Annotated in this window: 25 protein-coding genes; 9 read left to right on the forward strand and 16 right to left on the reverse strand. The window is 64.7% G+C overall.

Annotation, left to right across the window (positions count from 1 at the left end; all coding sequences use genetic code 11):
- Positions 1-2: 2 nt before the first annotated feature.
- The 9 genes from doeA to ehuR all read right to left on the reverse strand — a co-directional run bounded on the left by doeA (position 3) and on the right by ehuR (position 8,862).
- Entirely contained in the window at positions 3-1,181 is a 1,179-nt protein-coding gene (gene doeA / locus C8D77_RS27355) for an ectoine hydrolase DoeA (protein ID WP_109670194.1), read from the reverse strand.
- 38 nt (positions 1,182-1,219) lie between these two features.
- On the reverse strand, positions 1,220-2,212 hold the full coding sequence (eutC, locus tag C8D77_RS27360) for an ectoine utilization protein EutC (RefSeq protein WP_109670032.1): 993 nt from the start codon (positions 2,210-2,212) through the stop codon (positions 1,220-1,222).
- Positions 2,209-3,201: a hydroxyectoine utilization dehydratase EutB gene (gene eutB / locus C8D77_RS27365; RefSeq protein WP_170136823.1), complete on the reverse strand. Its 993-nt coding sequence runs from the start codon at positions 3,199-3,201 to the stop codon at positions 2,209-2,211. Before eutB ends, eutC begins: the two co-directional genes overlap by 4 nt.
- 5 nt (positions 3,202-3,206) lie before the next feature.
- Positions 3,207-3,986, reverse strand: a complete 780-nt coding sequence (gene eutA / locus C8D77_RS27370) for an ectoine utilization protein EutA (RefSeq protein WP_109670036.1) — start codon at positions 3,984-3,986, stop codon at positions 3,207-3,209.
- 3 nt (positions 3,987-3,989) lie between these two features.
- On the reverse strand, positions 3,990-4,649 hold the full coding sequence (gene ehuD / locus C8D77_RS27375; RefSeq protein WP_109670038.1) for an ectoine/hydroxyectoine ABC transporter permease subunit EhuD: 660 nt from the start codon (positions 4,647-4,649) through the stop codon (positions 3,990-3,992).
- A complete protein-coding gene (ehuC, locus tag C8D77_RS27380; RefSeq protein ID WP_109670040.1) occupies positions 4,649-5,308 on the reverse strand; it encodes an ectoine/hydroxyectoine ABC transporter permease subunit EhuC in 660 nt (219 codons plus the stop codon). Before ehuC ends, ehuD begins: the two co-directional genes overlap by 1 nt.
- Before the next feature lie 165 nt (positions 5,309-5,473).
- The gene (ehuB, locus tag C8D77_RS27385; protein WP_109670042.1) at positions 5,474-6,325 is read right to left on the reverse strand and encodes an ectoine/hydroxyectoine ABC transporter substrate-binding protein EhuB; all 852 of its coding nucleotides are present in this window, start codon (positions 6,323-6,325) and stop codon (positions 5,474-5,476) included.
- 87 nt (positions 6,326-6,412) lie between these two features.
- Entirely contained in the window at positions 6,413-7,204 is a 792-nt protein-coding gene (gene ehuA / locus C8D77_RS27390) for an ectoine/hydroxyectoine ABC transporter ATP-binding protein EhuA (RefSeq protein WP_109670044.1), read from the reverse strand.
- 272 nt (positions 7,205-7,476) lie between these two features.
- Positions 7,477-8,862 carry a MocR-like ectoine utilization transcription factor EhuR gene (gene ehuR, locus C8D77_RS27395; protein ID WP_109670046.1) on the reverse strand — a complete coding sequence of 462 codons (1,386 nt, stop codon included), beginning with the start codon at positions 8,860-8,862 and terminating at the stop codon, positions 7,477-7,479.
- 83 nt (positions 8,863-8,945) lie between these two features.
- Here ehuR and C8D77_RS27400 point away from each other — a divergent pair, with 83 nt between their 5' ends.
- The 4 genes from C8D77_RS27400 to C8D77_RS27415 all read left to right on the forward strand — a co-directional run bounded on the left by C8D77_RS27400 (position 8,946) and on the right by C8D77_RS27415 (position 13,726).
- The gene (locus C8D77_RS27400) at positions 8,946-9,437 is read left to right on the forward strand and encodes an Lrp/AsnC family transcriptional regulator (RefSeq protein WP_109670199.1); all 492 of its coding nucleotides are present in this window, start codon (positions 8,946-8,948) and stop codon (positions 9,435-9,437) included.
- 130 nt (positions 9,438-9,567) lie between these two features.
- Positions 9,568-11,061, forward strand: coding sequence for an NAD-dependent succinate-semialdehyde dehydrogenase (locus tag C8D77_RS27405; protein WP_109670048.1), 1,494 nt, complete (start codon positions 9,568-9,570; stop codon positions 11,059-11,061).
- A 172-nt stretch (positions 11,062-11,233) separates the two neighbouring features.
- Positions 11,234-12,613 (forward strand): aspartate aminotransferase family protein, encoded by a 1,380-nt coding sequence (locus C8D77_RS27410; protein WP_109670050.1) that lies wholly within the window; start codon positions 11,234-11,236, stop codon positions 12,611-12,613.
- A gap of 9 nt (positions 12,614-12,622) precedes the next feature.
- Positions 12,623-13,726: an alcohol dehydrogenase family protein gene (locus C8D77_RS27415; RefSeq protein WP_109670052.1), complete on the forward strand. Its 1,104-nt coding sequence runs from the start codon at positions 12,623-12,625 to the stop codon at positions 13,724-13,726.
- Here the strand turns inward: C8D77_RS27415 and C8D77_RS27420 are convergent, their stop codons facing one another.
- From C8D77_RS27420 to C8D77_RS27450, 7 genes are read right to left on the reverse strand one after another with little or no spacing between them, the layout of a single operon-like run.
- Positions 13,727-14,779: an ornithine cyclodeaminase gene (locus tag C8D77_RS27420; protein ID WP_109670054.1), complete on the reverse strand. Its 1,053-nt coding sequence runs from the start codon at positions 14,777-14,779 to the stop codon at positions 13,727-13,729.
- A 30-nt stretch (positions 14,780-14,809) separates the two neighbouring features.
- Positions 14,810-15,439 carry an FMN-binding negative transcriptional regulator gene (locus C8D77_RS27425; protein ID WP_109670056.1) on the reverse strand — a complete coding sequence of 210 codons (630 nt, stop codon included), beginning with the start codon at positions 15,437-15,439 and terminating at the stop codon, positions 14,810-14,812.
- 4 nt (positions 15,440-15,443) lie between these two features.
- Complete coding sequence (locus tag C8D77_RS27430) at positions 15,444-16,325, reverse strand: branched-chain amino acid ABC transporter permease (RefSeq protein ID WP_109670059.1); 882 nt, start codon at positions 16,323-16,325, stop codon at positions 15,444-15,446.
- Between the two features lie 5 nt (positions 16,326-16,330).
- Positions 16,331-17,035, reverse strand: coding sequence for an ABC transporter ATP-binding protein (locus C8D77_RS27435; RefSeq protein ID WP_109670061.1), 705 nt, complete (start codon positions 17,033-17,035; stop codon positions 16,331-16,333).
- A 4-nt stretch (positions 17,036-17,039) separates the two neighbouring features.
- Entirely contained in the window at positions 17,040-18,206 is a 1,167-nt protein-coding gene (locus tag C8D77_RS27440; RefSeq protein WP_109670063.1) for an ABC transporter substrate-binding protein, read from the reverse strand.
- A 45-nt stretch (positions 18,207-18,251) separates the two neighbouring features.
- Positions 18,252-20,108: a branched-chain amino acid ABC transporter ATP-binding protein/permease gene (locus C8D77_RS27445; RefSeq protein ID WP_109670065.1), complete on the reverse strand. Its 1,857-nt coding sequence runs from the start codon at positions 20,106-20,108 to the stop codon at positions 18,252-18,254.
- Positions 20,108-21,274 (reverse strand): NAD(P)/FAD-dependent oxidoreductase, encoded by a 1,167-nt coding sequence (locus C8D77_RS27450; RefSeq protein WP_109670067.1) that lies wholly within the window; start codon positions 21,272-21,274, stop codon positions 20,108-20,110. Before C8D77_RS27450 ends, C8D77_RS27445 begins: the two co-directional genes overlap by 1 nt.
- Positions 21,275-21,419: 145 nt before the next feature.
- Between C8D77_RS27450 and C8D77_RS27455 the strand changes: the two genes are divergently transcribed.
- From C8D77_RS27455 to C8D77_RS27475, 5 genes are read left to right on the forward strand one after another with little or no spacing between them, the layout of a single operon-like run.
- Positions 21,420-22,358: a MurR/RpiR family transcriptional regulator gene (locus C8D77_RS27455; protein WP_109670069.1), complete on the forward strand. Its 939-nt coding sequence runs from the start codon at positions 21,420-21,422 to the stop codon at positions 22,356-22,358.
- On the forward strand, positions 22,355-23,002 hold the full coding sequence (locus tag C8D77_RS27460; RefSeq protein WP_109670071.1) for a cysteine hydrolase family protein: 648 nt from the start codon (positions 22,355-22,357) through the stop codon (positions 23,000-23,002). The genes C8D77_RS27455 and C8D77_RS27460 overlap by 4 nt, the downstream gene beginning before the upstream one ends.
- A complete protein-coding gene (locus tag C8D77_RS27465) occupies positions 22,999-24,321 on the forward strand; it encodes a glutamine synthetase family protein (protein ID WP_109670073.1) in 1,323 nt (440 codons plus the stop codon). Before C8D77_RS27460 ends, C8D77_RS27465 begins: the two co-directional genes overlap by 4 nt.
- Complete coding sequence (locus C8D77_RS27470; protein ID WP_109670076.1) at positions 24,321-25,106, forward strand: N-formylglutamate amidohydrolase; 786 nt, start codon at positions 24,321-24,323, stop codon at positions 25,104-25,106. The genes C8D77_RS27465 and C8D77_RS27470 overlap by 1 nt, the downstream gene beginning before the upstream one ends.
- Positions 25,103-26,419, forward strand: coding sequence for an aspartate aminotransferase family protein (locus C8D77_RS27475; RefSeq protein ID WP_109670201.1), 1,317 nt, complete (start codon positions 25,103-25,105; stop codon positions 26,417-26,419). The genes C8D77_RS27470 and C8D77_RS27475 overlap by 4 nt, the downstream gene beginning before the upstream one ends.
- Positions 26,420-26,426 lie beyond the last annotated feature (7 nt).

Here is a 26,426-nt window from a genome sequence, read left to right on the forward strand (position 1 = left end):
CTTCAATCCTTCACCACCAGCTTGCGCGGCACATTGGCCAGGCACTCTACACCGGTTTCGGTGATCAGGATGGATTCGGTGATCTCCAGCCCCATCGTCTCCAGCCAGAGACCAGTCATGAAATGGAAGGTCATGCCGGGCTTGAGTTCGGTGCGGTCGCCGGGGCGCAGGCTCATCGTGCGTTCGCCCCAGTCCGGCGGATAGGACAGGCCGATCGAGTAGCCAGTGCGGTTATCCTTGACGATCCCATACTTCTTCAGCACGGCGAAGAAGGCATTGGCGATGTCCTCGCAGGCGTTGCCGGGTTTCGCTGCGGCCAAGCCGGCTTCCATGCCTTCCAGCGTCGCCTTCTCGGCATCGAGGAATTCCTGCGTCGGCTTGCCGAGGAACACGGTGCGCGACAGCGGGCAGTGATACCTGTTGTAGCAGCCGGCGATCTCGAAGAAGGTGCCCTCGCCCCGCTGCATCGGCCTGTCGTCCCAGGTCAGATGCGGCGCCGAGGCATCGGCACCCGACGGCAGCAGCGGCACGATCGCCGGATAGTCGCCGCCAATGCCATCGACACCGCGCGTGCCGGCATCATAGATTTCGGCAACGAGATCGCATTTGCGCATACCGACCTCGATCTTGTCGACAATGCGCTGGTGCATCGCCTCGACGATGCGGGCGGCCTTGCGCATATAGTCGATCTCGGTCGGGCTCTTGACCGCGCGCTGCCAGTTGACCAGCGCCGTCGCGTCGACAAAGCGGGCATTGGGCAGATGCTTCTGCAGCGACGCAAAGGCGGCAGCCGAGAACCAGTAATTGTCCATTTCGACACCGATCGTGAGCTTGCCCCAGCCGCGATCGGCAAGCACGCCGGCCAAAAAATCCATCGGATGGCGCTCGGTCGACTGCACATAGTGGTCGGCATAGCCGACGATGTTGTCGTGCGCGAGATAGGCAGTGCGCTTGGCGCCGTTGGCATCCTGGCCACGGCCGTACCAGACCGGTTCGCCAGATGGCGGCACGATGACGGCTTGGTGCACATAGAACGACCAGCCATCGTAGCCGGTCAGCCAGGCCATGTTGGAGGGATCGCTGATAACAAGCAGATCGACGCCCTTCACCTCCATGGCTTTGCGCGTCTTGGCGAGGCGATCCGCATATTCGCCGCGCGAGAACTTCAGGTTCGGTTGCATTGTTCTTGGTCCTCGTTTGTTGGGCCTCGCGGCCAGCATCAGCTTTCGAAAGTGGTCCCGGAATTGGCCGCCCGCGCGCGGTCTCGAGCGAGCGTGGCAATCGCCGTGTCCTGCACGCCGGTGCCGGTGAGATCGGCGATGGTGATATCGCTGGCCGAGCGGCGGCCATGTTTTTCGCCGGCGATGATCTGGCCGAGTTCGGTCACCTCTGCATCTCCAGCCATCACACCCGCCGCGATGGCATGATGCAGCTCGCCCAGCCGCCGCGTCTGGCGGGCGCTGTCGGCGACATAGAGGTCGGCCATGCGCAGGATGGCCGGTGCGATCTCGTTCTTGTGCTCGGCGTCGGAGCCCATCGCGGTGATGTGCTGGCCGGCGGAAACGAACCCCGCCTTGATCAGCGGCTCGGTGGAGGGCGTGGTGGTGACGATGATGTCGGCGCCGGCAACCGCGTTTGCGGCATCGGATTCGGCGCGCACGGCGATGCCGAGCTTTTCGCGCAAGGCAGCCGCGGTCATCTCTGCCTTGACGGCATCGCGCGCCCAGATGCGCGCTTCGGCGATCGGCCGCACCAGCATGAGTGCTTCGAGCTGCAGCCCCGCCTGCACGCCGGCGCCGAAGATCGCGGCGACAGACGAGTCCTGCCGCGACAGATGTCTGGCCGCGACTGCGCCGGCCGCTGCCGTACGGACATCGGTGAGATAGCCATTGTCGAGCAGCAACGCTTCGACCAGGCCCGTTTTCGACGACAACAGTACCATCATGCCGTTGACGCTGGGCAGGCCGAGCTTCGGATTGTCGAAGAAGCCTGGGCTGATCTTGATGGCGAAACCGTCGATGCCTGGCACATAGGCGGTCTTCACGTCGACCTCGCCGCGATACTCGGGAATGTCGAGCCGCAGGATCGGCGGCATCGCCACCGGCAGAGTGGCGAGCGCGCGGAAGGCGTTCTCAACGCAGGCGACGGCATCGAGATCGAGCGTGACGATCGCCCGCAATTCGGCTTCTGTGAGGATCGTCATCCGGCTCATGCGGCACGCTCCTTAAGCGACGGCGCCTCGCCGCAGACAATTGTGCGGTGCGCGTTCATATCGATGTTGCGGCCGGAAAGCAGAACAACCACTGGACCGCTCGCCTTGACCTTGCCGGCGAGCAGCGCGGCGATGCCGACCGCGCCAGCGCCCTCGACGATCTCGCGTTCCTGCGCATAGGCGTGGCGGATGCCGGCGGCGATCTCGTCCTCGCCGAGCAGGATGACATCGTCGAGCAGGTCGCGGCACATGGCGAAGGTCAGCTGGTTGTCGAGGCCGATGCCGCCGCCGAGCGAATCCGCCAGCGTCGGCAGCTCCTCCACCAGCACCGGATGGCCGGCATCGAGGCTCACCTTCATCGCCGCGCCGCGTGCCATCGAAACGCCGATGACTTTTGTCCGGGGACTGACACCTTTGACGGCTGCGGCAACGCCGGAGGCGAGCCCGCCGCCGGAGAGCTGGACCAGAACGAGAGCAGCATCCGGGACCTGCTCGATCATCTCCAGTCCGAGCGTGCCTTGCCCGGCGATGATAGCCGGGTGGTCGAAGGGCGGCAGCATGACCAACCCCTCCTGCGCCACCAACCGATCGACCTCCTGCTGGGCATCGTCCTGGCTGTTGCCGACGATGCGGACCTCCGCGCCAAGCCGGCGGATCTCGTCGAGCTTGTTTTCAGGTACCAGCCGCGACATGCAGATCGCCGCGCGCATGCCTTCAAGCTTCGCCGCATGGGCAAGCGCGCGGCCGTGATTGCCGGTCGAGGCTGCGACCACGCCGTGAGCCTTCTCCTCGGCGCTCAGCGAAGCGACGGCATTCGAGGCGCCGCGCAACTTGAAGCTGCCGGTGGTCTGCCGGTGCTCGAGCTTGAGATGAACCTGTGCGCCCAACTGTTCGGAAAGACTCTGGGATAGCACGGTCGGCGTGCGCTCGATCTTGCCGGCAATGCGCTCACGCGCGGCGCGAATGTGCTCAAGGGTGACCTGTGTCATGATCATCAAGCACGCGGCAATGGCAGCGTCATCAGACGGCCGAATTCGGGATGGGCTGTGTCATCGCCGCAAAGCCGCAGACAATTCCAGGCGGTCGCCTGGTTGCTGGTGACCACGGGACGGCCGATCGCCTTTTCCATTCCGGTGACCGCCAGTGCACCGCGCAGCGCCGTGCAGGAGACGAACAGCGCATCGGCGCTCGCGTCGGTCGCCTCACGCGCCAGATCGACAAGCGTTGCGGGTGCGATGCGCGCCATCTCGCGGTCGTCCTCGAAGCCGAGACAGGTGAAGCTAACGATGTCGAAGCCGCGCGCCGCGAAATAGGCGGCCATCGGCCTAGATGTCTCGACCGTGTAGGGAGTGAGCATGCTGATCTTGCTCGCGCCCAGCACACGCAGCCCGCGCACGCCCGCCATCGGCGGCGTGACGACTGGCACGCCGGGCTTTGCAGCCTGGATCGCGGCCTCGATCTCGGTATCGCCGATCACCACCGACGCCGAAGTGCAGGAGTAGCAGATGGCATCGAGTGGCTCGTCCGGCAGGATCAGGGCCGCGCCCGCCGTCAGCGCCGGCTGCATCTTGCGCAGGTTTTCCGGCGTCGTCGGGTTGGCGTAGGGAATGCGCGCGACGTAGACGCCAATCCGCTCGCTCGCCACCATGCGGCGGAAATCCGGCTCGCTGGTGTGGTCGGTGGCAAGGATGATCAGGCCGACGCGCCGCTCTAGCGGGCGCACATCCAGCGCTGGCCTCTTTGGGTAAACTTTGATCTCGGGCAAGGGTTTCATCGGCTACCTCTCGATCTTGCCGTAGTGGCGTTCCAGCCAGCGCAGCAGCACGACCGAAAACAGACTGATGACGAGGAAGAAGGCACCGACCAGCGTGATCGGCTCGATGTAGCGATAGTAGGTGTTGGCGACACTTTTCGCCTGGTTCATCAGCTCCAGCACGGTGATCGCCGACAGCAGCGGCGTTTCCTTGAACATGGCGATGAAATAATTGGCCAGCGCCGGGATCATCGGCGGAATGGCCTGCGGAATGATGATGTGGGTCCAGGTCTGCCTGGCGCTAAGATTGCAGGCCTTGGCGGCCTCCCATTGGCCGCGCGGCACATTGTCGATGCCGGCGCGATAAACCTCGGCGGTGTAGGTGCCGTAGTGCAGCCCGAGTCCGATGACACCGGCGACCAGCGGCGGTAACAGGATGCCGATGTCGGGCAGCACGTAGAAGATGAAATAGAGCTGCACTAGCAATGGCGTGCCGCGAATGAACTCGGCCAGGAAACCGACGGTGCGCGATAACGCCCTGTTGGGCGAGCGGCGCGCCAGCGCGATGCCCAGCCCGACGATCGCCGCCAGCACCGAGCCGAGCAGTGTCGCCAGGATGGTGATCTTCACGCCCTGGATCAGCGTCGGCATGATTTCCCAGACGAAATTCCAATCCCATTCCATCAGGCACGCACCCCATCGAGGCCGCGCGCCATGCGGCGTTCCAGTGAGCGCACGCCCCACGAGATGAGCAGCGCCAGGACGAAATAGATGATCAGGATGGTGGCGAACGGCACCAAGGTGTTGCCGGTCTGCGACCGCACCACCTGCGCCTGGAAGGTCAGGTCGGTGAGCGAGATCAGCGATACCACGGCGGTCGCCTTGAGCAGTTCGATGGCGTTGTTGCCGAAGGTCGGCAGCATCACCAGCAGCGCCTGCGGCAGGATGACGTGGCGCATGCCTTGCCAGCGGCCGAGATTGAGCGCGGTGCAGGCTTCATACTGTTCACGGCCGATCGACTGGATGGCGCCGCGCACCACTTCGGCGGCATAGGCGCCGACATTGAGGCCGAGCGCCAGCACGCCGGCCTGCAACGGCGTCAGCGAAATACCGATGAAGGGCAGCACGAAATAGGCCCAGAACAATTGCACGAAGATCGAGGTGCCGCGGAAGAATTCGATGTAGGCGGTGGCCAGCGCGCGCAGCACGAAGAAACGCGACAGCCGACCCATTCCGGCGAGAAAGGCCATGAACAGGGCAAGCACCGATCCCATCAGCGTCAGCTCGATGGTGACAAGCGCTCCCTGCAATATCAGGCCGAAATAGCCGGACCACTGGGTCATTGAGGTTCCACGTTGGTAATTCTTGGACCCTTCTCCCCGTTCACGGGGAGAAGATGCCGGCAGGCAGATGAGGGGCAGCGCTAGCTTGGCAAAACTTGGCACCGCCCCTCATCCGGCCCTTCGGGCCACCTTCTCCCCGTAAAACGGGGAGAAGGAAAACAGGCGCTACTTCGCCGCGCAGAGCTTGTCGCGGGTCGTCGACATCGCGGCTGCCGCGGAGAAGCCATAGGGCTCGATGATCTTGGCGAACTCACCCGACTTCTTCATCTTTGCGAGCTCGACGTCGAAGGCGTCGCGCAGCGCCTCGTCGCCCTTCTTGAAGGCGGCGCCGTCGCAATAGACCGGCGCGCCCTGCACCGGAGCGATGACTTCGAGGTTTGGATCAGCGGCCTTCTTGACCAGATCATTGATCGACAGAACCGGCAGCGAATAGGCATCGATGCGGCCGTCCTGCAGCATCTTCACGCCGCTCTGGCCGTCCGGCACGACAATGACACGCTCGCGCGGCACGCCGGCGTTGAGCGCCAGCTTCTCCTCGGTGCCGCCGCCGGGCGCACCGATCGTGGCGGTCGTGTCCTTGGCGACATCCTCGTAGCTCTTGAAGCCTTTCGGGTTGCCCTTCTTCACCAGCATCGCCTCGGCGTCGCACAGCACCGGCTCTGAATAGACAACGGCAGCGCAGCGTTCCGGCTTCATGAACAGGCCGGCGGTGACGACATCGAAGCGACCGGCCTGCAGGCCGGGAATCATCGCGCCATATTCGGAGATCGAGGCGACGATGTCGGCGACGCCTAGGCGCTTGAAGATCTCGCGCGCCACATCGGGCGCCGCGCCCGAGACCTTGCCGTCGGCGGCGACCGCCGTATAGGGCGGCTCGTTGGCGATGGCGACGCGGGCAAAGCCTTGTGCCTTGAGTTGCTCGAGCTTGCTGTCGTCGGCCGAACCGGCGGTCGAGGCGGCCAGCACCGCCGTCAGTGCAAGACCGGCAACGCCGGCCAGAATGCTAGGTTTGTTCATTGTTCCCAACTCCTTGTTTCTTGTCTTGCTTTTGTTACGGGCGGCCTCGCCGCCCTTGACGGCGGCGTTGCCGCCTCGGCATTACGGTCAGACGCGATGTCCGGCCGCGATGATCTTCTTCAGGAAGCCTTGCGTACGCTCCTGCTTGGGATGACGGAAAATCTCGTCGGGCTTGCCTTCCTCGACGATCTTGCCACGATCGAAGAACAGCACCCGATCGGCGAAATCATGGGCGAAACCCATCTCGTGGGTGACCAGCAGCATGGTCATGTCGGTCTCGGCGGCGAGCTTGCGCATGACGTTCATCACCTCCTCGACCAGTTCCGGATCGAGCGCCGACGTCACCTCGTCGAACAGCATGATCTTCGGCGATAGCGCGAGCGCCCGGGCGATCGCCACGCGTTGCTTCTGCCCACCGGAAAGCTGTGCCGGCATGTTCTTCGCCTTGTCGGCCATGCCGACCATCTCGAGCAGTTCCATCGCCCGCTTTTCGGCGGCGGCACGCGGCGTGCCCTTGGTCAGCATCGGGGCCAACGTGACATTGTCCATGACGCACTTATGCGGAAACAGGTTGAACAGCTGGAAGACCATGCCGATCTTCTGGCGCATCCTTGTCAGGTGCCGCTCATCGGCGGGCAGCAACTGACCATTGCGCTCCATGTGGTAGAGCTGCTCGCCGTCGATCTGGATATGACCGCCATCGATGCGCTCCAACGTCATCAGGATGCGCAGGATCGTCGTCTTGCCCGAGCCTGACGGACCGATCAGCGCCAGCTTCTCGCCAGGCATGACCTGCATCGACAGGCCGTCCAGCACCTTGAAGCTGCCGAAGCTCTTCGAGATGCCGTCGATCTTGATAATGGGCGCTGATGCGGACAAATGAATTTCCCCGTGCTGGAGAAGCCTGTGCCCCTTAACGATGCGGAACGCGCCAAATCATGTCAATTGGGAAAATAATATCATGACAATATTTCCCATTCCGCACAATTCTTGAGCAACCAGTGCCGAAGAGTGCGCCGGGATTCGGGTCAGGCCGAGCCGAGAATGGGAGCCTCCGAGAACCGGAACGGAGCGTACTTTCGTACGTGAATACCGGAAGCGCAGGAGGCTACCTTTCGCAGACCGGCATCACCCGAATAGCGGCGTACTCGCTAGATAGCGAGCAGCAGATGCTCCGGATCGCCAAGCAGCAGCTTGGTGACAACGCCGAGGCCGGCGCGCAGTTCCCCCTCGGTGGTCGAGCCCAGCGAGATGCGCACCGCCGGATGCCAGGGCGCATCCGAGATGCGGAAGGAGGTGCCGGGTGCGATCGCCACGCCTTGCAGGCGAGCCTGGGCGACAAAGCTCTCCTCGGCGCGGTCGGCCGGCAGTTGCAGCCAGACATGCAGCCCGTCGCGCTTGGCGCGATAGTCGACCCCCGCCAGCACTTGCGCCGCAATATCCTGCCGGCGCCGCAATGCCGCGCGCTGCCAATGGACAAGCTCCATCGCCGTGCCGTCGGTCACCCATTTGGTGGCGATCTCCGCCACCAGCGGCGTCGCCATCCAGTTCGAGACCAGATGCCGGTTGGCGACGGCGGCGACATAACGGTCAGGCGCGGCGAGATAGCCGATGCGCAGTCCGGGCACGGTGATCTTGGTGAAGGAGGTGACGTAGAGCGTGCGCTCTGGCGCGAAGGCAGCAACCGGCGGCGGCCGGTCTTCGACCAGGGGACCCAGCACATCGTTCTCGATGATGGCGATGTCGTGCTTGCGCGCCACAGCCGCGATTTGCTCGCGCCGCGCCGCATCCATCAGCGTCGCCGTCGGGTTGATCACCGAGGGCTGCACGAACACGGCGCGGATGTCGGAAAGCCGGCACGCCTCGTCCAGCGCCTCCGGGATCAGGCCGTTGTCGTCGATCGGCAGCCCCTCCAGGTTGAAGCCGAGATAGCGGGCCAGCGGCACCAGCGTGTGATGGCCGATCGCCTCGGTGGCGACCGTCGAGCTAGGCGGCGCCACACTCATCAGCGCCACGGTCATGCCGGCGGTGGCGCCGTTGGTCAGGCTGATGTTCTGCGCGGAGGTGTCGAGCCCGCACAGTTTCAGCCATTCGACCGCCACCGCGCGGTGGCGCGGAAACACCATGTTGGGTCGGAACGAAAGGGCTGAACTCGACGGCAGGTTCTCGGCCAGCCAGCCCAGCGCCTGCTTCAGCCGCTCCAGATGCATCGGCTCGCAGACCGGTTTCAGGATCGAGAGATCGATAACTTCGCCCAGCCGCTCCGGCAGGTATGGCGGTTCCGGCTCGCGGCGCTGCGTCTGGACGAAGCTGCCGCGGCCGATCTCGCCCGAAATCAGGCCGCGCCGGATCAGTTCCTCATAGGCGCGGCTGACCGTCTGCACCGAAAGCTTGAGGTCGTCAGCCAGCCGGCGATGGGTCGGCAGTCGTGCGCCATTGGCAAGGCGCCCGTCATGGATGGCGCGCGCGAACTGGTCGGCCAGCGATTGATAGGCTGGCCGCCGGATGAGCGCGGGATCAGGTTGCCACAATGTCATGACTTATTAGAGATCGAAATCAGTGCAATTGACAATCGAAATAATGCGCCGTCATGGTGCGGTGGACGAAAAAGTGGACGCCGATGAACGCTGCGAAACTCGACCCGATCGACCTGAAAATCCTCGACGCCATCCAGCGCGACGGACGCATCACCAAGCTGGCGCTGGCCGAGCAGGTCGGCCTGTCGCCGACGCCGTGCTGGATGCGGCTGCGCAAACTGGAAAAAGCCGGGATCGTGTCTGGCTACCACGCCAGGATCGCCATGCGCGTCGTCGCACCCGTCGCCACCGTGCTGATGGAGGTGACGCTGGCCAACCACCGCCAGGCCGATTTCGATCGCTTCGAGCGCGTCATCCGCGACATTCCCGAGATCGTCGCCTGCTGGTCGGTGGGCGGCGGCGTCGACTATGTGCTGAAGGTGATGGCGCGCGACATCGACGCCTACCAACGGCTGGTCGATGGCTTGCTCGACCGCGAAATCGGCATCGATCGCTACTTCACCTACATCGTCATCAAGACAGTGAAGGACGAGATCGCGCTGCCGATAGCCGACCTGCTGCCGGCGTCGCCGTAGGATTGGAGAGATCCTCTCGCCGGACGGCACAATAGAGAGAGTCTCTCTACTTCAAGGCATCCAAACAGCCTCTCTGTCTGCATCGGGCGGATAGTCTTCCCGCATCAGTCCGAACCGGGAGGCATCGACCATGTCCGCGCATTTCGCCCGCTCGCATCGCCATGAAGCGCTCGACGGCCTCGCCGACCGCCGGCTGTTGCGCGAACTCGCCTATGTCGACGGCCACTGGACGGCGAGCGAGGCTGCCGAAAGTTTCGAGGTCACCGATCCGGCCACCGGCATCACTGTCGCTTTCGTCGCCGCGCTCGATGGCCGGCAGACGACAAACGCGATCGATGCCGCGGCGCGCGCCTTTCCGGCCTGGCGGGCGCTATTGCCGCAGGAGCGCTCGAAAATCCTGCGAAAATGGTTCGAGCTGATCATCGCTGCAAAGCAAGACCTCGCTCTGCTGATGACGCTGGAACAGGGCAAGCCGCTGCAGGAGTCGCTGGGCGAGATCGACTATGCCGCTTCCTTCGTCGAATGGTATGCGGAAGAAGCAAAACGCCTGAATGCCGAGAGCGTCACCAGCCATCTGCCGAACGCGGAAATGATGGTGCGGCGCGAGCCGCTCGGTGTCGTCGGTGTCGTCACGCCGTGGAATTTTCCATTGGCGATGCTGACCCGCAAGGCGGCAGCCGCCCTTGCCGCCGGCTGCACCATTGTTGCGCATCCCTCCTCGGAGACGCCGCTGTCGGCGCTGGCGCTGGCCGAACTCGGCGAACGCGCCGGCCTGCCCGCCGGCGTCTTCAACATCATCACCGGCAAGGCTTCGACCATCGTCGGCCGGATGTGCGAAGATCCGCGCGTCCGCGCCATGAGTTTTACCGGCTCGACCGAGATCGGCCGGCTGATCGCCGCGCAAAGTGCGCCGACGATGAAGCGGCTGGTGATGGAGCTTGGCGGCCATGCGCCGCTGATCGTCTTTGCCGATGCCGATCTCGACAAAGCGGTGAGCATCGCCATCGACGCCAAATTCGCCACCTCGGGCCAGGACTGCCTCGCCGCCAACCGTATCTATGTCCAGCGTCCGATCTACGAGCGCTTCTGCGCCGCCTTCGCCAAGCGCATCGAGGCGCTGCGGACCGGCAACGGCCTTGCTCAGGAAATCGACATCGGGCCGCTGATGCATGAGCGCGCCGTCAAGAAGGTCGAGGAACAGGTAGCCGACGCTATCGCCAATGGCGCGCGTTGCCTCACCGGCGGCAAGCGGCACCAGGCCGGGCCGCTGTTCTACCAGCCGACGCTGCTGGCCGATGTCACCGACGAGGCGCTGATCATGCGCGAGGAGACCTTCGGTCCGGTCGCCGCCGTGACGCCATTCGACAGCGAGGACGAGGTGATCGCCCGCGCCAACGCCACCGAATATGGCCTCGTCGCCTATGTCGTGACCGAGAACGGCGCCCGCCAGCAGCGCATGGGCCGCGCGCTCGACTACGGCATGGTCGCCATCAACCGCGTCAAGATCACCGGTGCGCCGATCCCGTTTGGTGGCGTCAAGCAATCCGGCATTGGCCGCGAAGGCTCGCGCCACGGGCTCGAAGCCTTCACCGATCTAAAATATCTCTGCCTGGACGTAGCCTAAGATGTGTCGATATTCAGGTGATGCCGGCCTGCAAATGCCAGGCTTCTGCGCTTCCGGTGCTACGTACTCAAGTACGCTCCGCTCCGGTTCTCGAAACCCGCCATTTTCGGCTCGGCCTGACCTGAATTTCAACACACCTTAAGTCGCGCCAGTTTTCTCAAGGAGTCAAAAAATGCTCGACCAATCCAACGAACTCGCCGCCTGGGATCGCGACCACTTCTTCCATCCCTCGACCCATATGGGCACGCACGCACGCGGCGAAAGCCCGACGCGCATCATGGCCGGCGGTGAAGGCGTCACCGTCTGGGATAACAATGGCAGGAAGAGCCTGGATGCCTTTGCCGGCCTCTATTGCGTCAATGTCGGCTACGGCCGCCAGAAGATCGCTGACGCCATCGCCGCCCAGGCGAAAAACCTCGCTTACTACCACGCCTATGTCGGCCACGGCACCGAGGCCTCGATAACGCTGGCCAAGATGATCATCGACCGCGCGCCAAAGGGCATGTCGAGGGTCTATTTCGGCCTGTCGGGCTCGGATGCCAACGAAACCAACATCAAGCTGATCTGGTACTACAACAATGTGCTGGGACGGCCGGAAAAGAAGAAGATCATCTCGCGCTGGCGCGGCTATCACGGCTCGGGCGTGATGACCGGTTCACTGACCGGGCTCGACCTGTTCCACAACGCCTTCGACCTGCCGCGCGCGCCGATCCTGCATACCGAGGCGCCCTACTATTTCCGCCGCGCCGACCGCTCGATGAGCGAAGAGCAGTTCTCGCAGTATTGCGCCGACAAGCTTGAGGAGATGATCCTGGCCGAGGGCCCGGAAACGGTCGCTGCCTTCATCGGCGAGCCGATTCTCGGCACTGGCGGTATCGTGCCGCCGCCGGCTGGCTACTGGGAGAAAATCCAGGCGGTGCTGAAGAAGTACGACGTGCTGCTGGTCGCCGACGAGGTGGTGACGGGCTTCGGCCGGCTGGGCACCATGTTCGGCTCCGACCACTATGGTATCAAGCCGGACCTGATCACCATCGCCAAGGGCCTGACCTCGGCCTATGCGCCACTGTCGGGCGTCATCGTCGCCGACAAGATGTGGCAGGTGCTGGTCGAGGGCTCCGACAAGCTCGGCTCGCTCGGCCATGGCTGGACCTATTCGGCGCATCCGATCTGCGTTGCCGCCGGGGTAGCCAATCTCGAACTGATCGACGAGATGGATCTGGTGACGAATGCCCGCGAGACCGGCGCCTATTTCCGCGCAGAGCTGGCCAAAGCGGTCGGCGGCCACAAACATGTCGGCGACGTGCGCGGCGACGGCATGCTGGCGGCGGTCGAGTTCGTCGCCGACAAGGACGACCGGGTGTTCTTCGACGCGTCGCAGAAGATCGGGCCGCAAGTGGCGACGGCGCTTGCCGCAAGCGGCGTCATCGGCCGCGCCATGCCGCAGGGTGACATCCTCGGCTTCGCCCCGCCGCTCTGCCTGACCCGCGAAGAAGCCGACATCGTCGTTTCGAAGACGGCTGATGCGGTGAAGAGCGTGTTTGCCAATCTCTGAGATCGACCGATGAATGCCATGACCAGAACCCTCCCCGCCACTATGGCCGCCGTGCTGCTCACCGGGCACGGCGGACCGGAAAAACTCGTCTACCGCAGCGATGTGAAAGTGCCCGCGCCTGCTCCCGGTGAAGTGCTGGTCAAGGTCAGCGCCTGCGGCATGAACAACACCGATGTCTGGGTGCGCCAGGGCGCCTATGGCACGGAAGAGGATGCTGCCGCCGTGTCGACATGGCGCCGCCAGGGCAACACGCTGACGTTCCCGCGCATCCAGGGCACCGACACGGTCGGCACCGTCGCCGCTGTCGGCGAAGGTGTGTCGCCGGACCATATCGGCGAACGGGTGATGGTCGATTTCTCGATCTACAACCGCGACGACGATTCACTCGCCGACGTCGACTATATGGGCCATGGCCGCGACGGCGGCTACGCCGAATACCAGGCCGTGCCGGCCGAGAATGCCCATGTCGTCGATACCGAGCTGACCGACGTCGAACTCGCCACCTTCTGCTGCGCTTATCTCACCGGCGAACAGATGTTGGAACGGGCCGCGCTCAAGGCCGGTGAACGCGTGCTGGTCACCGGCGCCTCGGGTGGTGTCGGTTCCGGCATCGTGCAACTGGCGCGGGCGCGCGGCGCCATTCCCTATGCCGTCGTCGGCAAGGGCAAGGAACAGGCGGTGCTCGACATCGGCGCCGAGGCTGTCATCACCCGTGGCGTTGCCGACCTTCCTCATGCCGTGAACGAGGCGACCGGCGGCCAGCCGATCGACGTGGTGGCCGACCTCGTCGGCGGCGCCATCTTCAACGACCTGTTACGCATCCTGCGACCCGAAGGCCGCTACACCACGGCCGGGGCAATCGCCGGCCCGGTCGTGCAGCTCGATCTCAGGACCATGTATCTCAAGCAGTTGCAGCTACATGGCTCGAGCCAGGGCACGCGCGCCGATTTTCGCCGCATTGTTGGATACATCGAAGCGAAGAAAATCCGACCGCTGGTCGGCGGCGTCTACAAGCTCTCCGATTTCCACCATGCGCAGGCGGATTTCATCGCCAAGGATTTCGTTGGCAAACTGGTGGTGGTGCCGGATGCCATGTGGGATTCGGCTGACTGACTATGCCTCAACCTGTTGGGCCGCTCTCAGCAGCATGCCGAACAGGTCGCGTGGCTCGTCGGGGTCGGCCAGCATGTCGAGTTCCTGGTAGAGGCCGGTCGAGCGCAGCTGATCCCTGACATAGCGCAGCGCCGAGAAATCCTCGATGGCGAAGCCAACCGAATCGAATAGCGTGATCTGGCCGAGGTCGCGCCGGCCTTGCACCGCGCCTGACATCACCTGCCACAGCTCGGTCACCTCATGATCCGGTGCAAGCTGCTGGATCTCGCCCTCGATGCGCGTCTGCGGCGGATATTCGACGAAGATGTCGGAGCGCAGCAGGATGTCGCGGTGGAGTTCGGTTTTCCCCGGGCAGTCGCCGCCGACCGCGTTGATGTGCACGCCGGAGCCGACCATGTTGTCGGTGAGGATGGTGGCGTACTGCTTGTCGGCGGTGACGGTGGTGATGATGTCGGCTCCCTCGACCGCTTCTTGCGCGGTGCCGCAGGCGACCATGTCGAAGCCGAGACCGGCGAGATTACGGATGCATTTTTCGGTGGCCGTGCGGTCAATGTCGTAAAGCCTCAGCCCGTCGACGCCGAGCAGCGCCTTGAAGGCCACCGCCTGGAATTCGGCCTGTGCGCCATTGCCGATCAGCGCCATGCAGTTCGAGCCGGTCGGCGCCAGGTACTTGGCGGCCAGAGCCGACATCGCCGCTGTGCGCAGCGCGGTCAGGATGGTCATTTCCGACAGCAATACCGGATAGCCATTGTGGACATCGGCGAGCATGCCGAAGGCGGTCACGGTCTGGCGGCCCTCGCGCATGTTCTTGGGGTGACCGTTGACATATTTGAAGCCGTAGACTTCGCCGTCGCTGGTCGGCATCAGTTCGATGACGCCTTCGGCGCTGTGCGAGGCGACGCGCGGCGTCTTGTCGAACAGCTCCCAGCGGCGGAAATCGTCCTCGATGTAGCCAGCGAGTTCGACGAGAAAACGCTCGACGCCGATCTTCAGCACCAGCTTCATCATGTGGTCGACGCTGACGAAGGGTACGATGTTGAGATTGGGAATCATTTTTTTCTTATCCTTGCCGCTTGCCGGCGGTCAGTCCTGGCGATGCGCGTTGTGCGCCTTCATCATCGTTGCCAGCGCCGGATCGTTTTGCTCCAGCGCCTTGATGGCTCCGCCCGTGTCGTAGAGGCGCTCATCCTGTCCCATCTTGAACTTGGCTTCGAGCCGCCCGATCGGCAGGTCAAACCCTATGATACCAGGTATGCGTCGCTCCATGCCGCCGGGTCCCAGTTCGCGCATCCGCCAGCGATCGTCGCGATCTCTCTCCAGCATGTCGACAAGCTGAAGCAGATGTCTTGCGGTGCCGTGATCGTCGAGCGGAATCGGCAGGCCATGGCAATGCACGACGGCGAAATTCCAGGTCGGCGCGCTGTCGCGCACCGGGTTGCGCGGATACCAGGACGGCGAGATGTAGCCATGCGGGCCGTGAAAGATGGCGACCGTCTCCCTGCCCTCGGCAATCAGCGCGCTGTGCGGATTGGCCCTGGCGAGATGCGAGACCAACGTTCCGTTTTCATCGCGCACGCGATCAAGCACGAAGGGCAGATGCGATACGGCGAGGCCCTGCGATCCTGACGTCACCACCGTGGCGAAGGCCGCGGCTTCGATCAAGCCGAACACCTCGTCGCGCGACAGCGGCGCGAATTCAGGCTTGCTATACATCAGGTCAGCTTCGCTGGGCGCGAACCGCCGGGATCAGGCCTTGCGGGCGAACCAGCAGCACGGCGATGACACCCGACAACACGATGGCGTCGCGGTAGGGCGCGATCGCTCCCGGCAATGTCGCCTGCAACAGCACCTCGATGACGCCGAGCAGGAAGCCGCCGGCGACAGCACCGGGAAGGCTGCCCAGCCCGCCGACGACGGCGGCGATGAACGCCTTCAGCACCGGCGTAAAACCCATCAGCGGATCGACCGAGGCGCGCTGCGCCACCCACAGCATGGCCGCCAGCCCGGCCAGCAGGCCGGAGAGCAGGAAGGCTGTAGCGATGATGCGGCTGGCCGGAATGCCCATCAAGCGCACGACGTCGAAATCTTCCGCCGCGGCGCGCATTGCCGTACCGGTCACCGAGCGGCGCAGGAAGACTTCCAGCGCAATCAGCGCCAGCGCCGAGACGACGATCGAGATGCTGGGACCGACGCCGATGGTGAAGTCGCCGAAGGAGAAGGCGCCGGTCATCCAGCCGGGCATGGCGACGGCCTGCGGCCGCGCCGAGATGCCGTTCTGGAAGACGACTTTCAACAGGCTGGAAACGGCGAAGCTGGTCAGCAGCAGGCTGGTGACGCTGGCGCCGCGCATCGGCCTAAACGCGATGCGCTCCATGGCGACGGCGGCAAGCGCGCCGCAGGAGACGGCGACAAGCACCGCCACCGGGAACGGAAAGCCAAGCACCAGCGAGGCCAGCAGCGCATAGCCCGACAGCGTCATCAGCTCGCCATGGGCGAAGTTGATGAGGCCGACGATGGAAAAGACGATCGCCAGCCCGAGCGCCAGCAGCGCATAGACGCCGCCGAGGCTCACTGCATTGATGATCTGCTGCGCGATCATGCTTCTTAAGCTCCCAAATAGGCTTGGCGGACGAGGTCCGAGGAGGCGAGTTCTTTTGCCGTGCCCGACAGCACCACCTCGCCATTGGCGAGCACGACGGCACGGTCGGCGATTTCGAGCGCCAGCGCCACATTCTGTTCGACCAGAAGGATGGTCAGGCCCTTGCGGCGCAGTTCGGCGATCAGGTCGAAGACGGTGTCGATCAGTTGCGGGGCAAGGCCGAGCGAGGGCTCGTCGAGCAGGATCATGCGCGGCTTGCCCATCAGCGCGCGGGCGATGGCCAGCATCTGCTGTTCGCCGCCGGACAGATTGCCGCCCTTGACGCGGTAATAGCGACGCAGGATCGGGAACAGCTCCAGCATCTCCTCCTCGCGCAGCCGCGCCTCAGCCACCGGCTGATGCACTGCGCCGCCGAGCCGCAGATTGTCGGCCACTGTCAGACTGGCGAAGATGCGGCGGCCTTCGGGAACCAGCGCGACGCCCTTGCGGGCAATCGCCTCCGGCGTCAGGCCGGTGATGTCGACACCGTCGAAGATCACCTTGCCGGATGCAACCGGCACCAGCCCGGCGACGGCGCCGAGCGTCGAGCTCTTGCCAGCGCCATTGGCGCCGACCAGCGCGATGATCTCGCCGCTGTCGACGGTAAGGTCGACGCGGCGCACCGCCTCGACTTCGCCGTACCGGATTTTCAGGGCTTCGACGCTCAGCATGACATCACGGCGCGGGAACGTCGGCGGCGTCGGGGATCAGGGTCTGGACATGCTTGCCCTCGCCGCCCTCATAGCGCATCAGCGCCACTGGCCGCAGCGGCATGCGATCTGTGCCGGCATAGGTGATCTTGCCGGTGATGCCTTCGAAATCCTTGAGGCCGGCGATGGCGTCGCGAACCGCCTTCGGGTCGTCGGAGCCGGCCGTCTTGACCGCCTGGTCGAGGATCAGGCCGATCTCGTAGCCATTGACCTCATAGGTCGATTCCGGCGCGTGGCCGGCATATTTGGTGAAGGCGGCGTTGAAGGCCTCGAGCTTGCTGCCCGGCTCGGCATAGCCGGCCGCGGTGTAGACGACGCCGTCGACCAGCTTACCAAGCGCCTTGATGGTCGGCGTGCCGATGGCATCGGCGCCATAGACCGGGATCGTGACGCCGGCGCCGCGCAATTGCTGGATGAAGGCCGGGAAATCGGGCTCGTAGGCCGCCGTCATGATCAGGTCCGGCTTGTCGGCCAGCCCCTTGATGTTGGTGATCTCGGCGGAAAAATCGGGCTGACCCATGCTGAAGGTACCGCGGCCGACAACGGCGCCGCCCTTCTTCTCGAACACCTTGCCGAAATATTCCGGCAAATTGGCGGTGTAGGTGGAGTCCGGCGAGGTCAGCAGGAACACCTTCTTCCTGCCTTCGGAGACGGCGAAGTCGGCAACCGCCGTCGCCTGCACATTGTCGGCCGGATAGGTGCCAAACATGACGTCGCCGACCGCGCCGGTGAGCACCGGGGCAGAGCCACACAGCGTCAGGGTCGGAATGCCCAGCGGTTGGGTGAGCTGGCCGGCGGAAATCGAGGGATCGGCGTCGCACGGCGTGATCATGATCTTGGCGCCGGCGTCGATCAGTTCCTGCGCGACTGTGGCGGTCTGCGCGGTGTCGGAACGTGTGTCCTTGATCAGTAGTTTGACGGTGTATTTGCCGCCGAGCCCACCCTTGGCGTTGAGCTCGTCGAGCGACATGCGCAAGCCGGCAAGTGCCGGCTGGTCGTAGGGGGCAAGGCCACCGGTCTGCGCGGTCGCGGCACCGATGATGATCTCCTCGGCGCTGGCCGTCGAAATGGCGGCGATGCCGAACACGGCAGCGCACAGGGCGGCGCGATGGAGGCGATAGAGGCTTGGCATGTCGGTTCTCCTTCTGGATTTCTTATGGCTGGCTGTCGTTGCGGGTCATGCGGTCTGGTTTTCAGCTGTTGCGGTCTTGGCGCGCGCCGTGCGGCTGCCGAGATAGGCGGCGATGACGGCAGGGTTCTTCTGGATATCGGTGGGCGTGCCGTCGGCGATGACGCGGCCATGATCGATGACGACGATGCGCTCGCACAGGTTCATCACCAGCCGCATGTCGTGTTCGATCAGCACCACGCCGATGCGACGCTCGGCGCGAACCGTCGACAGGATGGAGACCAGTTCAGCGGTCTCGACAGCGTTCATGCCGGCGGCCGGTTCGTCGAGGAGCAGGAAGCGCGGCTTCAACGCCAGAGCGCGCGCCACTTCGAGCCGGCGGCGCTGGCCATAGGCAAGCCTGGCGGCCGGCTGATCGGCAAATCTCTCCAGCCCCATGCGCGCGAGCTCGCCCATTGCCGCCGCCTCGGCATGGCCAAGATCCGGCTCCACCTGGCGTGCGGCGACGACGACATTTTCGAGCACGGTCATGTGCGGGAAGACGCGGATGTTCTGGAAGGTGCGGGCAACGCCGGAGCGGGCAAAGCGGAAGGCCGAAGCCTGCCGCACCGCGCCACCCACCGATACGGTGCCGACACTTGGCTGGACATCGCCGGCCAGCATATTGAGCAGCGTCGTCTTGCCGGCGCCGTTGGGGCCGATGATGCCGGTGATGCTGTCGGTACCGAAGCTCAGACTGACGTCATCGACAGCAACGACGCCGGCATAGCGGCGCGACAGATGATCGGCGGTGAGCCGGTCACTCTCGACATGTTGCGGAGGTGCCGCCGAAGCCATCACGGCCTGACGTCCAGGCCGGCGCAGGAGGTTCAGCTCACGCTCGCCGAACAGGCCGGTCGGGCGTCGCCAGATGACCAGGATCATGGCAATGGCCAGCACACCCTGGGTCAGGCCGAACAGGACAGGCAGATGCAGGCCGAGCACTTCGCCGCCGCCTTCGAAGCGGCGCACCACTTCGATCAAAACGATGGTGACGATGACGCCGGCGAAAGCGCCGAGCGACGAGGTCATTCCGCCGACGATCAGCATGGCGAGCATGGTGAAGCCGAGGTCGAAATAGAAATCGCGCGGCGAAAACGCACCAAGGAATTGCGCCATCAAGGCACCGGCGGCCATGGCGGCAACGACACCCGCCACCCAGGCGGCCAGACGCGCCGTGCGCTGGTCGACGCCGACGGCGGCCGCACCGCGCTCGTCATTGGCGGCGGCGCGTGTGGCAAGGCCGAAGGAGGTTTCGCGAAACAACCTCGCCGCCACCAGCGCCACCGAAGCGACGGCTGCGGCCGTCCACAGCCCGACCTCGCGCGGCACGCCATAGAAGGGCTGGCTGCCGCGGGTGATCTCGCGCCCGGCGACCAGCAGCGTGTAGACGATGATCAGCATGGCCAGCGTGGCGATCGAGGCACTCGACCCGGAAAGCCTGAGCAGCGGCGTGCCAGTCAACAGGCCGATGATGACAGCCAGAACCAGGACCACGGCCAGCGCCGCGAAGAAGGAGAGTTGGTGCCCGGCGAGGAACTGCGGCAGGTCGCGCAGTGCCGTTCGCTGCAGTGCAGTCGGCATGGTGAGAATGCCGGTGGCATAGGCGCCGAGGCCGACAAAGGCTGCCTGGCCGAACGAGACGATGCCGCTGTTGCCGGAGAATATCTGCAGGCCAAGCACCGCTGTCAGCATGATCGCGGCATAGGTGACGACGCGTTGCATGGCGGCGCCGCCGAAGATGAAGGCGGCAAGCGCCACCAGCAGCAGCACCGCCACCATGCACAAGGCGTCGGCCGTGGCGTTGCGGAACGCGGCCGGCATGAAGCCGCTGGGATTGCTCTCGCTTATCGTCACCGACGCCATCACGCGGCCTTGAAACGGTTGGGTGAGAACGGCGCCAGGATCGGCTGCACGCCCTCGGTGACCAGCCTGGCGACCGCCTCGCCGACGGCCGGACCGGTCTTGAAGCCGTGGCCGGAGGACCCCGCAGAAACAATCAGCCCTTCAACCCCAGGCATGGGTCCGATAACAGGCAGATCGTCGGGGCTCATGTCGTAGAGCCCGGCGTAGCCGGGCCGGATGCCAAGTTCGGCCATGGCCGGCACACGGGTGGCGAAGGTCTCCAGGATCTCGACCGATTCCTGCTCCTCGACACCTTCCATGTAGTCATCGGGATTTTCGACAAAGCGCGGGCGGCCCGCATGTTCGTGGCGCAGGCCGGTGCCGCCGCCGGCCCAGGTGCCGGCCAGGATGACGCCGTCATTGTCGGGCCGCGCATAGTTGCAGGAAATGTCGTCGCACCAGGCGAAAGGCATGACCTGCCTTGCCTTGCCGGCGGCGTCGAGCACGGCCATCGGATGGCGCTCGACATGCAGCGGCAAATCGAGGCCGACCGTCGCCAGCAGGCGGCGCGTCCATGGCCCGGCGGCCAGGATGACCTTATCGGCTTCCAGCACCGTTCCATCGGCCAAGGTGACGCCGGTGATGCGGTCGCCCTGCCGCTGGAGGCTCTCGACCAAAGTGTTCTGCATGATCTTCGCACCGTTGGCGCGGGCGGCTCGGGCGATGGCGTTGGTGGCGCCGAAGGCATCGGCATAACCAAATTCCGGCTCCCACAATGCCAGCGCGACATTGTCCAGCGCAAAGCCGGGTGCCGCATCGGCAAAGGCCTGCGGCGACAATGTCTCGATGCGCGCACCCTCACCGCGGATGCGTTCTGCTGCCGCCGTCCAGCTTGCCTTGTTGTCGTTGCCACAGACCCACATCATGCCGACTTCGGTGACGAAAGAGCCTTCGCCTGATATCTCCGGCAGCGACACGAGGATCTCGCGGCCACGGATGGAAAGCTGCGACAGTTCCGGCATCAGGTAGAAGGCGTGCAGCAGCGCCGACGATTTACCCGACGGGCCGCCTGCGGGATGGGTCTGCTCGACCAGCGTGACCTTCGCACCAGCCTTGGCCAGATGATAGGCGGTGCACGATCCGACAATACCCGCACCGACGACGATGACGTCGCTTCCGTTTCGCATGGCTGTTCCCCACAGTCTCTTGGCTGCTTTCCGACAAGGTAGGGCCAGCGATCGCGCGATGTCAACATCTCTTCATTGTTGACCGATATTTAAATCTCTGTAATAAACTCGACAAAACAAGAGAACACGGATTTCGGGGAGGTCCATGGCGATACGCGATGTTCTGATGCGCGGGGATCTCACGCTGACGCCGTCGGAGGAGAAGATAGTCCGGCTGCTGTTGACGGACTATCCGACCTCCGGCCTCGGCACCGCTTCGTCGCTGGCGCGGCGCGCCGGCGTCAGCGATCCGACCGTGGTGCGACTGGTGATGAAGCTCGGCTACGAAGGGTTTCCGGATTTCCAGGCAAAGCTTCTGGCCGAAGTCGAGGCAAGGCTGCATTCGCCGCTGCTGATGATGGAGGCCAAGCGGCAGAGCGGCTCGAACGACAGCGCCGTGCTGGCCTATCTCGATAGCGTCACCACGGCCCTGCAGAAAGCCACCGCCGCGACACCCGTCCAGACATACGAGCGAGCGGCCCGCTTGCTGATGGAGGCCAAGGGCGAGGTCGTGCTGGTCGGCGGCCGGTTCAGCCGCCACATCGCCGGCATGCTTGCCGGATATCTCGTGCAGTTTCGCCCCAAGGTTCGCGATCTTGGTGTGCTCTCGCCACAGACCTTCGACACGCTGGCCGACCTCGACCGGCGCGACGTGCTCGTCGTCTTCGACTACCGCCGCTACCAGCTCGATGTGATGGCCTATGCAAAACAGGCGGCGGCGCTCGACGTGCGCATTGTCCTGTTCACCGACCAGTGGCTGTCGCCGATATCAGATCTCGCCGAAGTCACGATCGTCAGCCCGCTCGAAGTGGCTTCGCCCTACGATACGCTGGCGCCGGCGATCGCCCAGATGGAAGCCCTCACCGCTCATATTGTTTCGACGCTGGACGACGACGCTCGTGCTCGCATCGAGCGGCTTGAGAAGGTGCGGCATGCCAATGCCGTAACGCTCGACAGCGACCCGCAAGAGAACGGCGCGGGCCATACACACGGACCACGCAAGATACCCGGACCCAAATCAGCAAAGCAGGACGACAAAGCATGACCCAGGCCCTACCCAAGCGAAACGAAGCCTTCCGTGCCGGCGAAACGGCGCTGCTGCTTGTCGACATGCAGCGCATCTGGCTGGAGCCGGGCGCCGATCCCTCGCATCCGGAGCGTGGCCCGGATCACTATTTCTACCGGCAGACATCGTCGCAGACGATCCCCAACCAGGAGCGTCTGCTGGCGGCGGCGCGGGCCAACGGCGTCGAGGTTCTGCACACCATCATCCAGAGCCTGACCGAAGACGGCCGCGACCGCTCGCTCGACCACAAGCTGACACCGATCCATGTTGCGCCCAGCCTCCCCGAGGGCCTGCCGGTGGCGTCACTGGCGCCGGTCGGCGACGAGATCATGCTGCCGAAGACGTCGTCGGGCATCTTCAACTCGACCAATGTCGACTATCTCCTGAAGAACCTTGGCATTCGCTATCTCGTCGTGGTCGGCGTGCTGACCGATCAATGCGTCGACATGACGGTGCGCGACGGCGCCGACCGTGGCTACCTCGTCACCTGCGTAGCGGACGCCTGCGCCACCATCACCCAGGAACGCCACGACATCGCGCTCAAGGCCTTCGGCGGCTACTGCTGGGTCACCGACACCGACACGGTCGTCGCCCGCTTCAACGCTTTGGAAAAAACGGCATGACATCGACCGTCGAGCCTTTGGTTGCCGTCGTCACCACGGATCTCTCCGCCGTTACGCGGGGCCGCTTCGTTGCCGAAAGCAAGTTGCAGAAAACCGCCACGACCGGCGTCGGCTGGCTGCAGGCCAATCTGTCGCTGACGCCGTTCAACTCGATCGTCGATCCCAACCCCTGGGGCTCGTCGGGCGACCTGCGGCTGATCCCCGATCTCAAGGCGCGTTTTCGCACGACACGCACCGGATCGGCGACGCCGTTCGATATGGTCGCCGGCGACATCGTCGAACTCGACGGCAGCCCGTGGCTCGGCTGCACGCGCACGATGCTGAAAAACGCGCTGGCCGAGCTGAAGGCCGCGACCGGCCTCTCGGTCATCGCCGCCTTCGAGCATGAATTCCATGTCGCCGATGGCGGCTTCGCGCCGGCGCATTCGATGTCTTTCGCCGCACTGCGCCGCGCCGACCCGTTTGCGCCCAATCTGATGGCGGCGCTGGAGGAGGCAGGTGTCGCGCCCGAAGTGGTCATCGCCGAATTTGGCGACGAGCAGTTCGAAGTGACGCACGAGCCGGCGGACGCGCTGACGGCGGCCGACCGCGCCGTCGCCATCCGCGAAATCACGCGCGAATTGGCGCGCAATGCCGGCTGGCGTGCAAGCTTCGCGCCCAAGACAGCGCCGAACGCCGTCGGCAACGGCGTCCACATCCATTTCAGCTTCGTCGACGAGGCCGGCAAGCCGGTGACCTACGATGCGGCGCTGCCCGGCGGCCTTTCCGCCAAAGCCGGCGCCTTCTGCGCCGGTGTGCTGCGTCATCTGCCTGGCATCACCGCCATGACGGCGTCGAGCGTGTCGTCCTACTACCGGCTGAAGCCGCACAGCTGGAGCTCGTCCTACACCTGGCTTGCCGACCGCGACCGCGAGGCATCCTTGCGCATCTGTCCGACGGTGACGATCGGCGGGCGCGATCCGGCGCGGCAGTACAACATCGAGTACCGGGCCGCCGACGCCACCGGCAATCCCTATCTGTCGCTGGCGGCGATCATCCGCGCCGGGCTGGAGGGGCTGAAGGCGAACCTGCCATCGCCGCCGCTGGTCACCGGCGACCCGACATTGATGAGCGAGGCGGAGCGGGCAAAGCTCGGTCTCGTGCGCCTGCCCGAAACCCTGCCGGCGGCGCTGGACGCGCTTGTGGCTGACAGCACCGTGACGGGATGGTTCGCGCCTGTCTTCATCGAAACCTTCGTCGGCCTCAAGCAACACGAGGCAGAGCGCCTTGCCGGTCTCGATCCGGCTTCCATCTGCGATCTTTACCGGACGCTCTATTGATGACTGCACAGACTGAAAAAGGCCTGCTCCCTCAAAAAGATTGGCCCGAGGCCGTCGAGGTCCTCAACGAGCACGGCCATTCCGATATCGTGCTGTTGTGCGAGCATGCGTCCAACCACATGCCGGCCGAGTATCGGCAGCTCGGCCTCGATGCCAGCCATCTGCAGCGCCACATCGCCTGGGATATCGGCGCCGCCGAGGTGACCCGTCTGCTGTCGTCGAAGCTCGATGCTCCGGCCTTCCTCAGCGGTTATTCACGGCTGCTGATCGACCTCAACCGGCCGCTTCGTAGCCAAGGCAGCATTCCGGTTCTGTCGGAAGACACCGATATTCCCGGCAATGTCGGCATCGATGCGACGGAGCGGACCCGGCGTGCCGAAATCATCTTTTCGCCGTTTCATGACCGGGTGGCCGCGTATCTCGACCGCCGGGCACAAGCAGGCCGGCAGACGCGGATCGTGACGATCCATTCGTTCACGCCGGTCTTCCTCGGTGTCAGCAGGCCTTGGCATGCCGGCGTGCTGCATGACCATGCAAGCGGTCTCGCCGAAGCGATCCTTTCGGGCCTGCGCACTGATGCGGCGCTCAATGTCGCGGCCAACGTGCCCTATGTGATCAGCCGCGACGCCGACTACGCCGTGCCCATCCATGGCGACGATCGCGGTATCCCCGCCGTCCTCGTCGAGATCCGGCAGGATTTGTTGTCGACACGGTCCGGCGTCGAGGAATGGGCGAACCGCCTGGCGGCGGCACTGCCCGCTCAGCAGGCGGAGTCAATCCCGTGAGCAATCTCAGCCTGCGCGAGCGTGACGCGGCGACGATCGCCCAGATCGGCAAGCTGCGGTTCTCGCCGCTCAGCGTCATCGGCGGCCAGGGCAACAGGCTGATCGAGGAAGGTGGCCGTTCGCTGCTTGACCTGTCGGGATCGGCCGGTCCGGCGGTGCTCGGCTACGGCCATCCGGCTGTCGTCGAGGCGGTCGAGACGTCGATCCGCAACATGGCCGGCGCCAGCTTGCTGCTCTATCCGAACGAGCCGGCTGTATCGCTGGCTGAGCGGCTGCTGGCGATCACGCCCGGAGAAGGCGAACGACGCGTCTGGTTCGGCCATTCCGGGTCCGACGCCAATGACTGCGCGGTGCGCGTGCTGCAGGCGGCGACCGGCCGCTCGCGCTTCATCTCGTTTATCGGTTCCTATCACGGCAATCTCTCGGGCTCGATGGGCATCAGCGGCCATACCGCCATGACCCACACGCTGCCGCGGCCGGGTGTGCTTCTGCTGCCCTACCCCGATCCGTACCGGCCGAACTTCAGCGCCGAGGATGTGCTGGCCCTGCTCGACTACCAGTTCGAGACCACCTGCCCGCCGCATCAGGTCGCTGCTGTCTTCATCGAGCCGCTGATGTCGGATGGCGGATTGATCGTGCCGCCACCCGGCTTCCTCAAGGCGTTGCAGGAGCGTTGCCGCAGGCACGGCATCAAGATTGTCGTCGATGAGGTCAAGGTCGGGCTCGCCCGCAGCGGCCTGATGCACTGCTTCCAGCACGAAGGATTGACGCCGGACCTCGTCGTCTTCGGCAAGGGCATCGGCGGCGGCTTGCCGCTGTCGGCCGTGATCGGCCCGAAGGAAATCATGGACCATGCGCCGGCCTTCGTTCTGCAGACGACCGCCGGCAACCCGGTGGCGACATCGGCCGGCAATGCGGTGCTGAAGACCATCGAGACGGAAGGCCTGGTCGAGCGCTCGGCGCGGATCGGCACGCTGTTTTCCGATGCGCTGCGGGCACTCGGCGCCAAGCACGAGATCATCGGTGACGTGCGTGGGCGCGGCCTTGCCATCGGCGTCGACCTGGTCAAGGACCGCACGACACGTGAACCCGTTGCGGCGACGACGACGGCCAAGATCATCTATCGCGGCTACGAACTGGGTGCGGCCTTCACCTATGTCGGGCTGAAGGCGAATGTGCTGGAGTTCATACCACCGCTGACGCTGACGCAAGACGAGGTGGCGGAGGGCGTGGCGATCGTCGACCAGGCAATCGCCGACGTGAATGCCGGCAAGGTCTCGGATGCGGACGTCGCCTCCTTCATGATGTGGTGAACAAAAG

Origin of the sequence: Mesorhizobium loti (assembly GCF_003148495.1) — a bacterium.
GTDB classification, from domain to species: Bacteria; Pseudomonadota; Alphaproteobacteria; order Rhizobiales; family Rhizobiaceae; genus Mesorhizobium; species Mesorhizobium loti.

What these genes read in the sequence shown, in the direction of transcription:
- C8D77_RS27410 (WP_109670050.1), top strand. Translation starts at nt 11,234, where the DNA reads ATGCTCGACCAATCCAACGAACTCGCCGCCTGGGATCGCGACCACTTC.
- C8D77_RS27430 (WP_109670059.1), bottom strand. Translation starts at nt 16,325, where the DNA reads ATGATCGCGCAGCAGATCATCAATGCAGTGAGCCTCGGCGGCGTCTAT.
- C8D77_RS27465 (WP_109670073.1), top strand. Translation starts at nt 22,999, where the DNA reads ATGACATCGACCGTCGAGCCTTTGGTTGCCGTCGTCACCACGGATCTC.
- ehuC (WP_109670040.1), bottom strand. Translation starts at nt 5,308, where the DNA reads ATGACCCAGTGGTCCGGCTATTTCGGCCTGATATTGCAGGGAGCGCTT.
- eutC (WP_109670032.1), bottom strand. Translation starts at nt 2,212, where the DNA reads ATGAGCCGGATGACGATCCTCACAGAAGCCGAATTGCGGGCGATCGTC.
- ehuD (WP_109670038.1), bottom strand. Translation starts at nt 4,649, where the DNA reads ATGGAATGGGATTGGAATTTCGTCTGGGAAATCATGCCGACGCTGATC.
- C8D77_RS27440 (WP_109670063.1), bottom strand. Translation starts at nt 18,206, where the DNA reads ATGCCAAGCCTCTATCGCCTCCATCGCGCCGCCCTGTGCGCTGCCGTG.
- C8D77_RS27420 (WP_109670054.1), bottom strand. Translation starts at nt 14,779, where the DNA reads ATGATTCCCAATCTCAACATCGTACCCTTCGTCAGCGTCGACCACATG.
- eutB (WP_170136823.1), bottom strand. Translation starts at nt 3,201, where the DNA reads ATGACACAGGTCACCCTTGAGCACATTCGCGCCGCGCGTGAGCGCATT.
- C8D77_RS27450 (WP_109670067.1), bottom strand. Translation starts at nt 21,274, where the DNA reads ATGCGAAACGGAAGCGACGTCATCGTCGTCGGTGCGGGTATTGTCGGA.
- C8D77_RS27425 (WP_109670056.1), bottom strand. Translation starts at nt 15,439, where the DNA reads ATGTATAGCAAGCCTGAATTCGCGCCGCTGTCGCGCGACGAGGTGTTC.
- C8D77_RS27405 (WP_109670048.1), top strand. Translation starts at nt 9,568, where the DNA reads ATGTCCGCGCATTTCGCCCGCTCGCATCGCCATGAAGCGCTCGACGGC.
- ehuB (WP_109670042.1), bottom strand. Translation starts at nt 6,325, where the DNA reads ATGAACAAACCTAGCATTCTGGCCGGCGTTGCCGGTCTTGCACTGACG.
- C8D77_RS27460 (WP_109670071.1), top strand. Translation starts at nt 22,355, where the DNA reads ATGACCCAGGCCCTACCCAAGCGAAACGAAGCCTTCCGTGCCGGCGAA.
- C8D77_RS27435 (WP_109670061.1), bottom strand. Translation starts at nt 17,035, where the DNA reads ATGCTGAGCGTCGAAGCCCTGAAAATCCGGTACGGCGAAGTCGAGGCG.
- C8D77_RS27400 (WP_109670199.1), top strand. Translation starts at nt 8,946, where the DNA reads ATGAACGCTGCGAAACTCGACCCGATCGACCTGAAAATCCTCGACGCC.
- doeA (WP_109670194.1), bottom strand. Translation starts at nt 1,181, where the DNA reads ATGCAACCGAACCTGAAGTTCTCGCGCGGCGAATATGCGGATCGCCTC.
- C8D77_RS27415 (WP_109670052.1), top strand. Translation starts at nt 12,623, where the DNA reads ATGAATGCCATGACCAGAACCCTCCCCGCCACTATGGCCGCCGTGCTG.
- eutA (WP_109670036.1), bottom strand. Translation starts at nt 3,986, where the DNA reads ATGAAACCCTTGCCCGAGATCAAAGTTTACCCAAAGAGGCCAGCGCTG.
- C8D77_RS27455 (WP_109670069.1), top strand. Translation starts at nt 21,420, where the DNA reads ATGGCGATACGCGATGTTCTGATGCGCGGGGATCTCACGCTGACGCCG.
- C8D77_RS27470 (WP_109670076.1), top strand. Translation starts at nt 24,321, where the DNA reads ATGACTGCACAGACTGAAAAAGGCCTGCTCCCTCAAAAAGATTGGCCC.
- ehuR (WP_109670046.1), bottom strand. Translation starts at nt 8,862, where the DNA reads ATGACATTGTGGCAACCTGATCCCGCGCTCATCCGGCGGCCAGCCTAT.
- C8D77_RS27445 (WP_109670065.1), bottom strand. Translation starts at nt 20,108, where the DNA reads ATGGCGTCGGTGACGATAAGCGAGAGCAATCCCAGCGGCTTCATGCCG.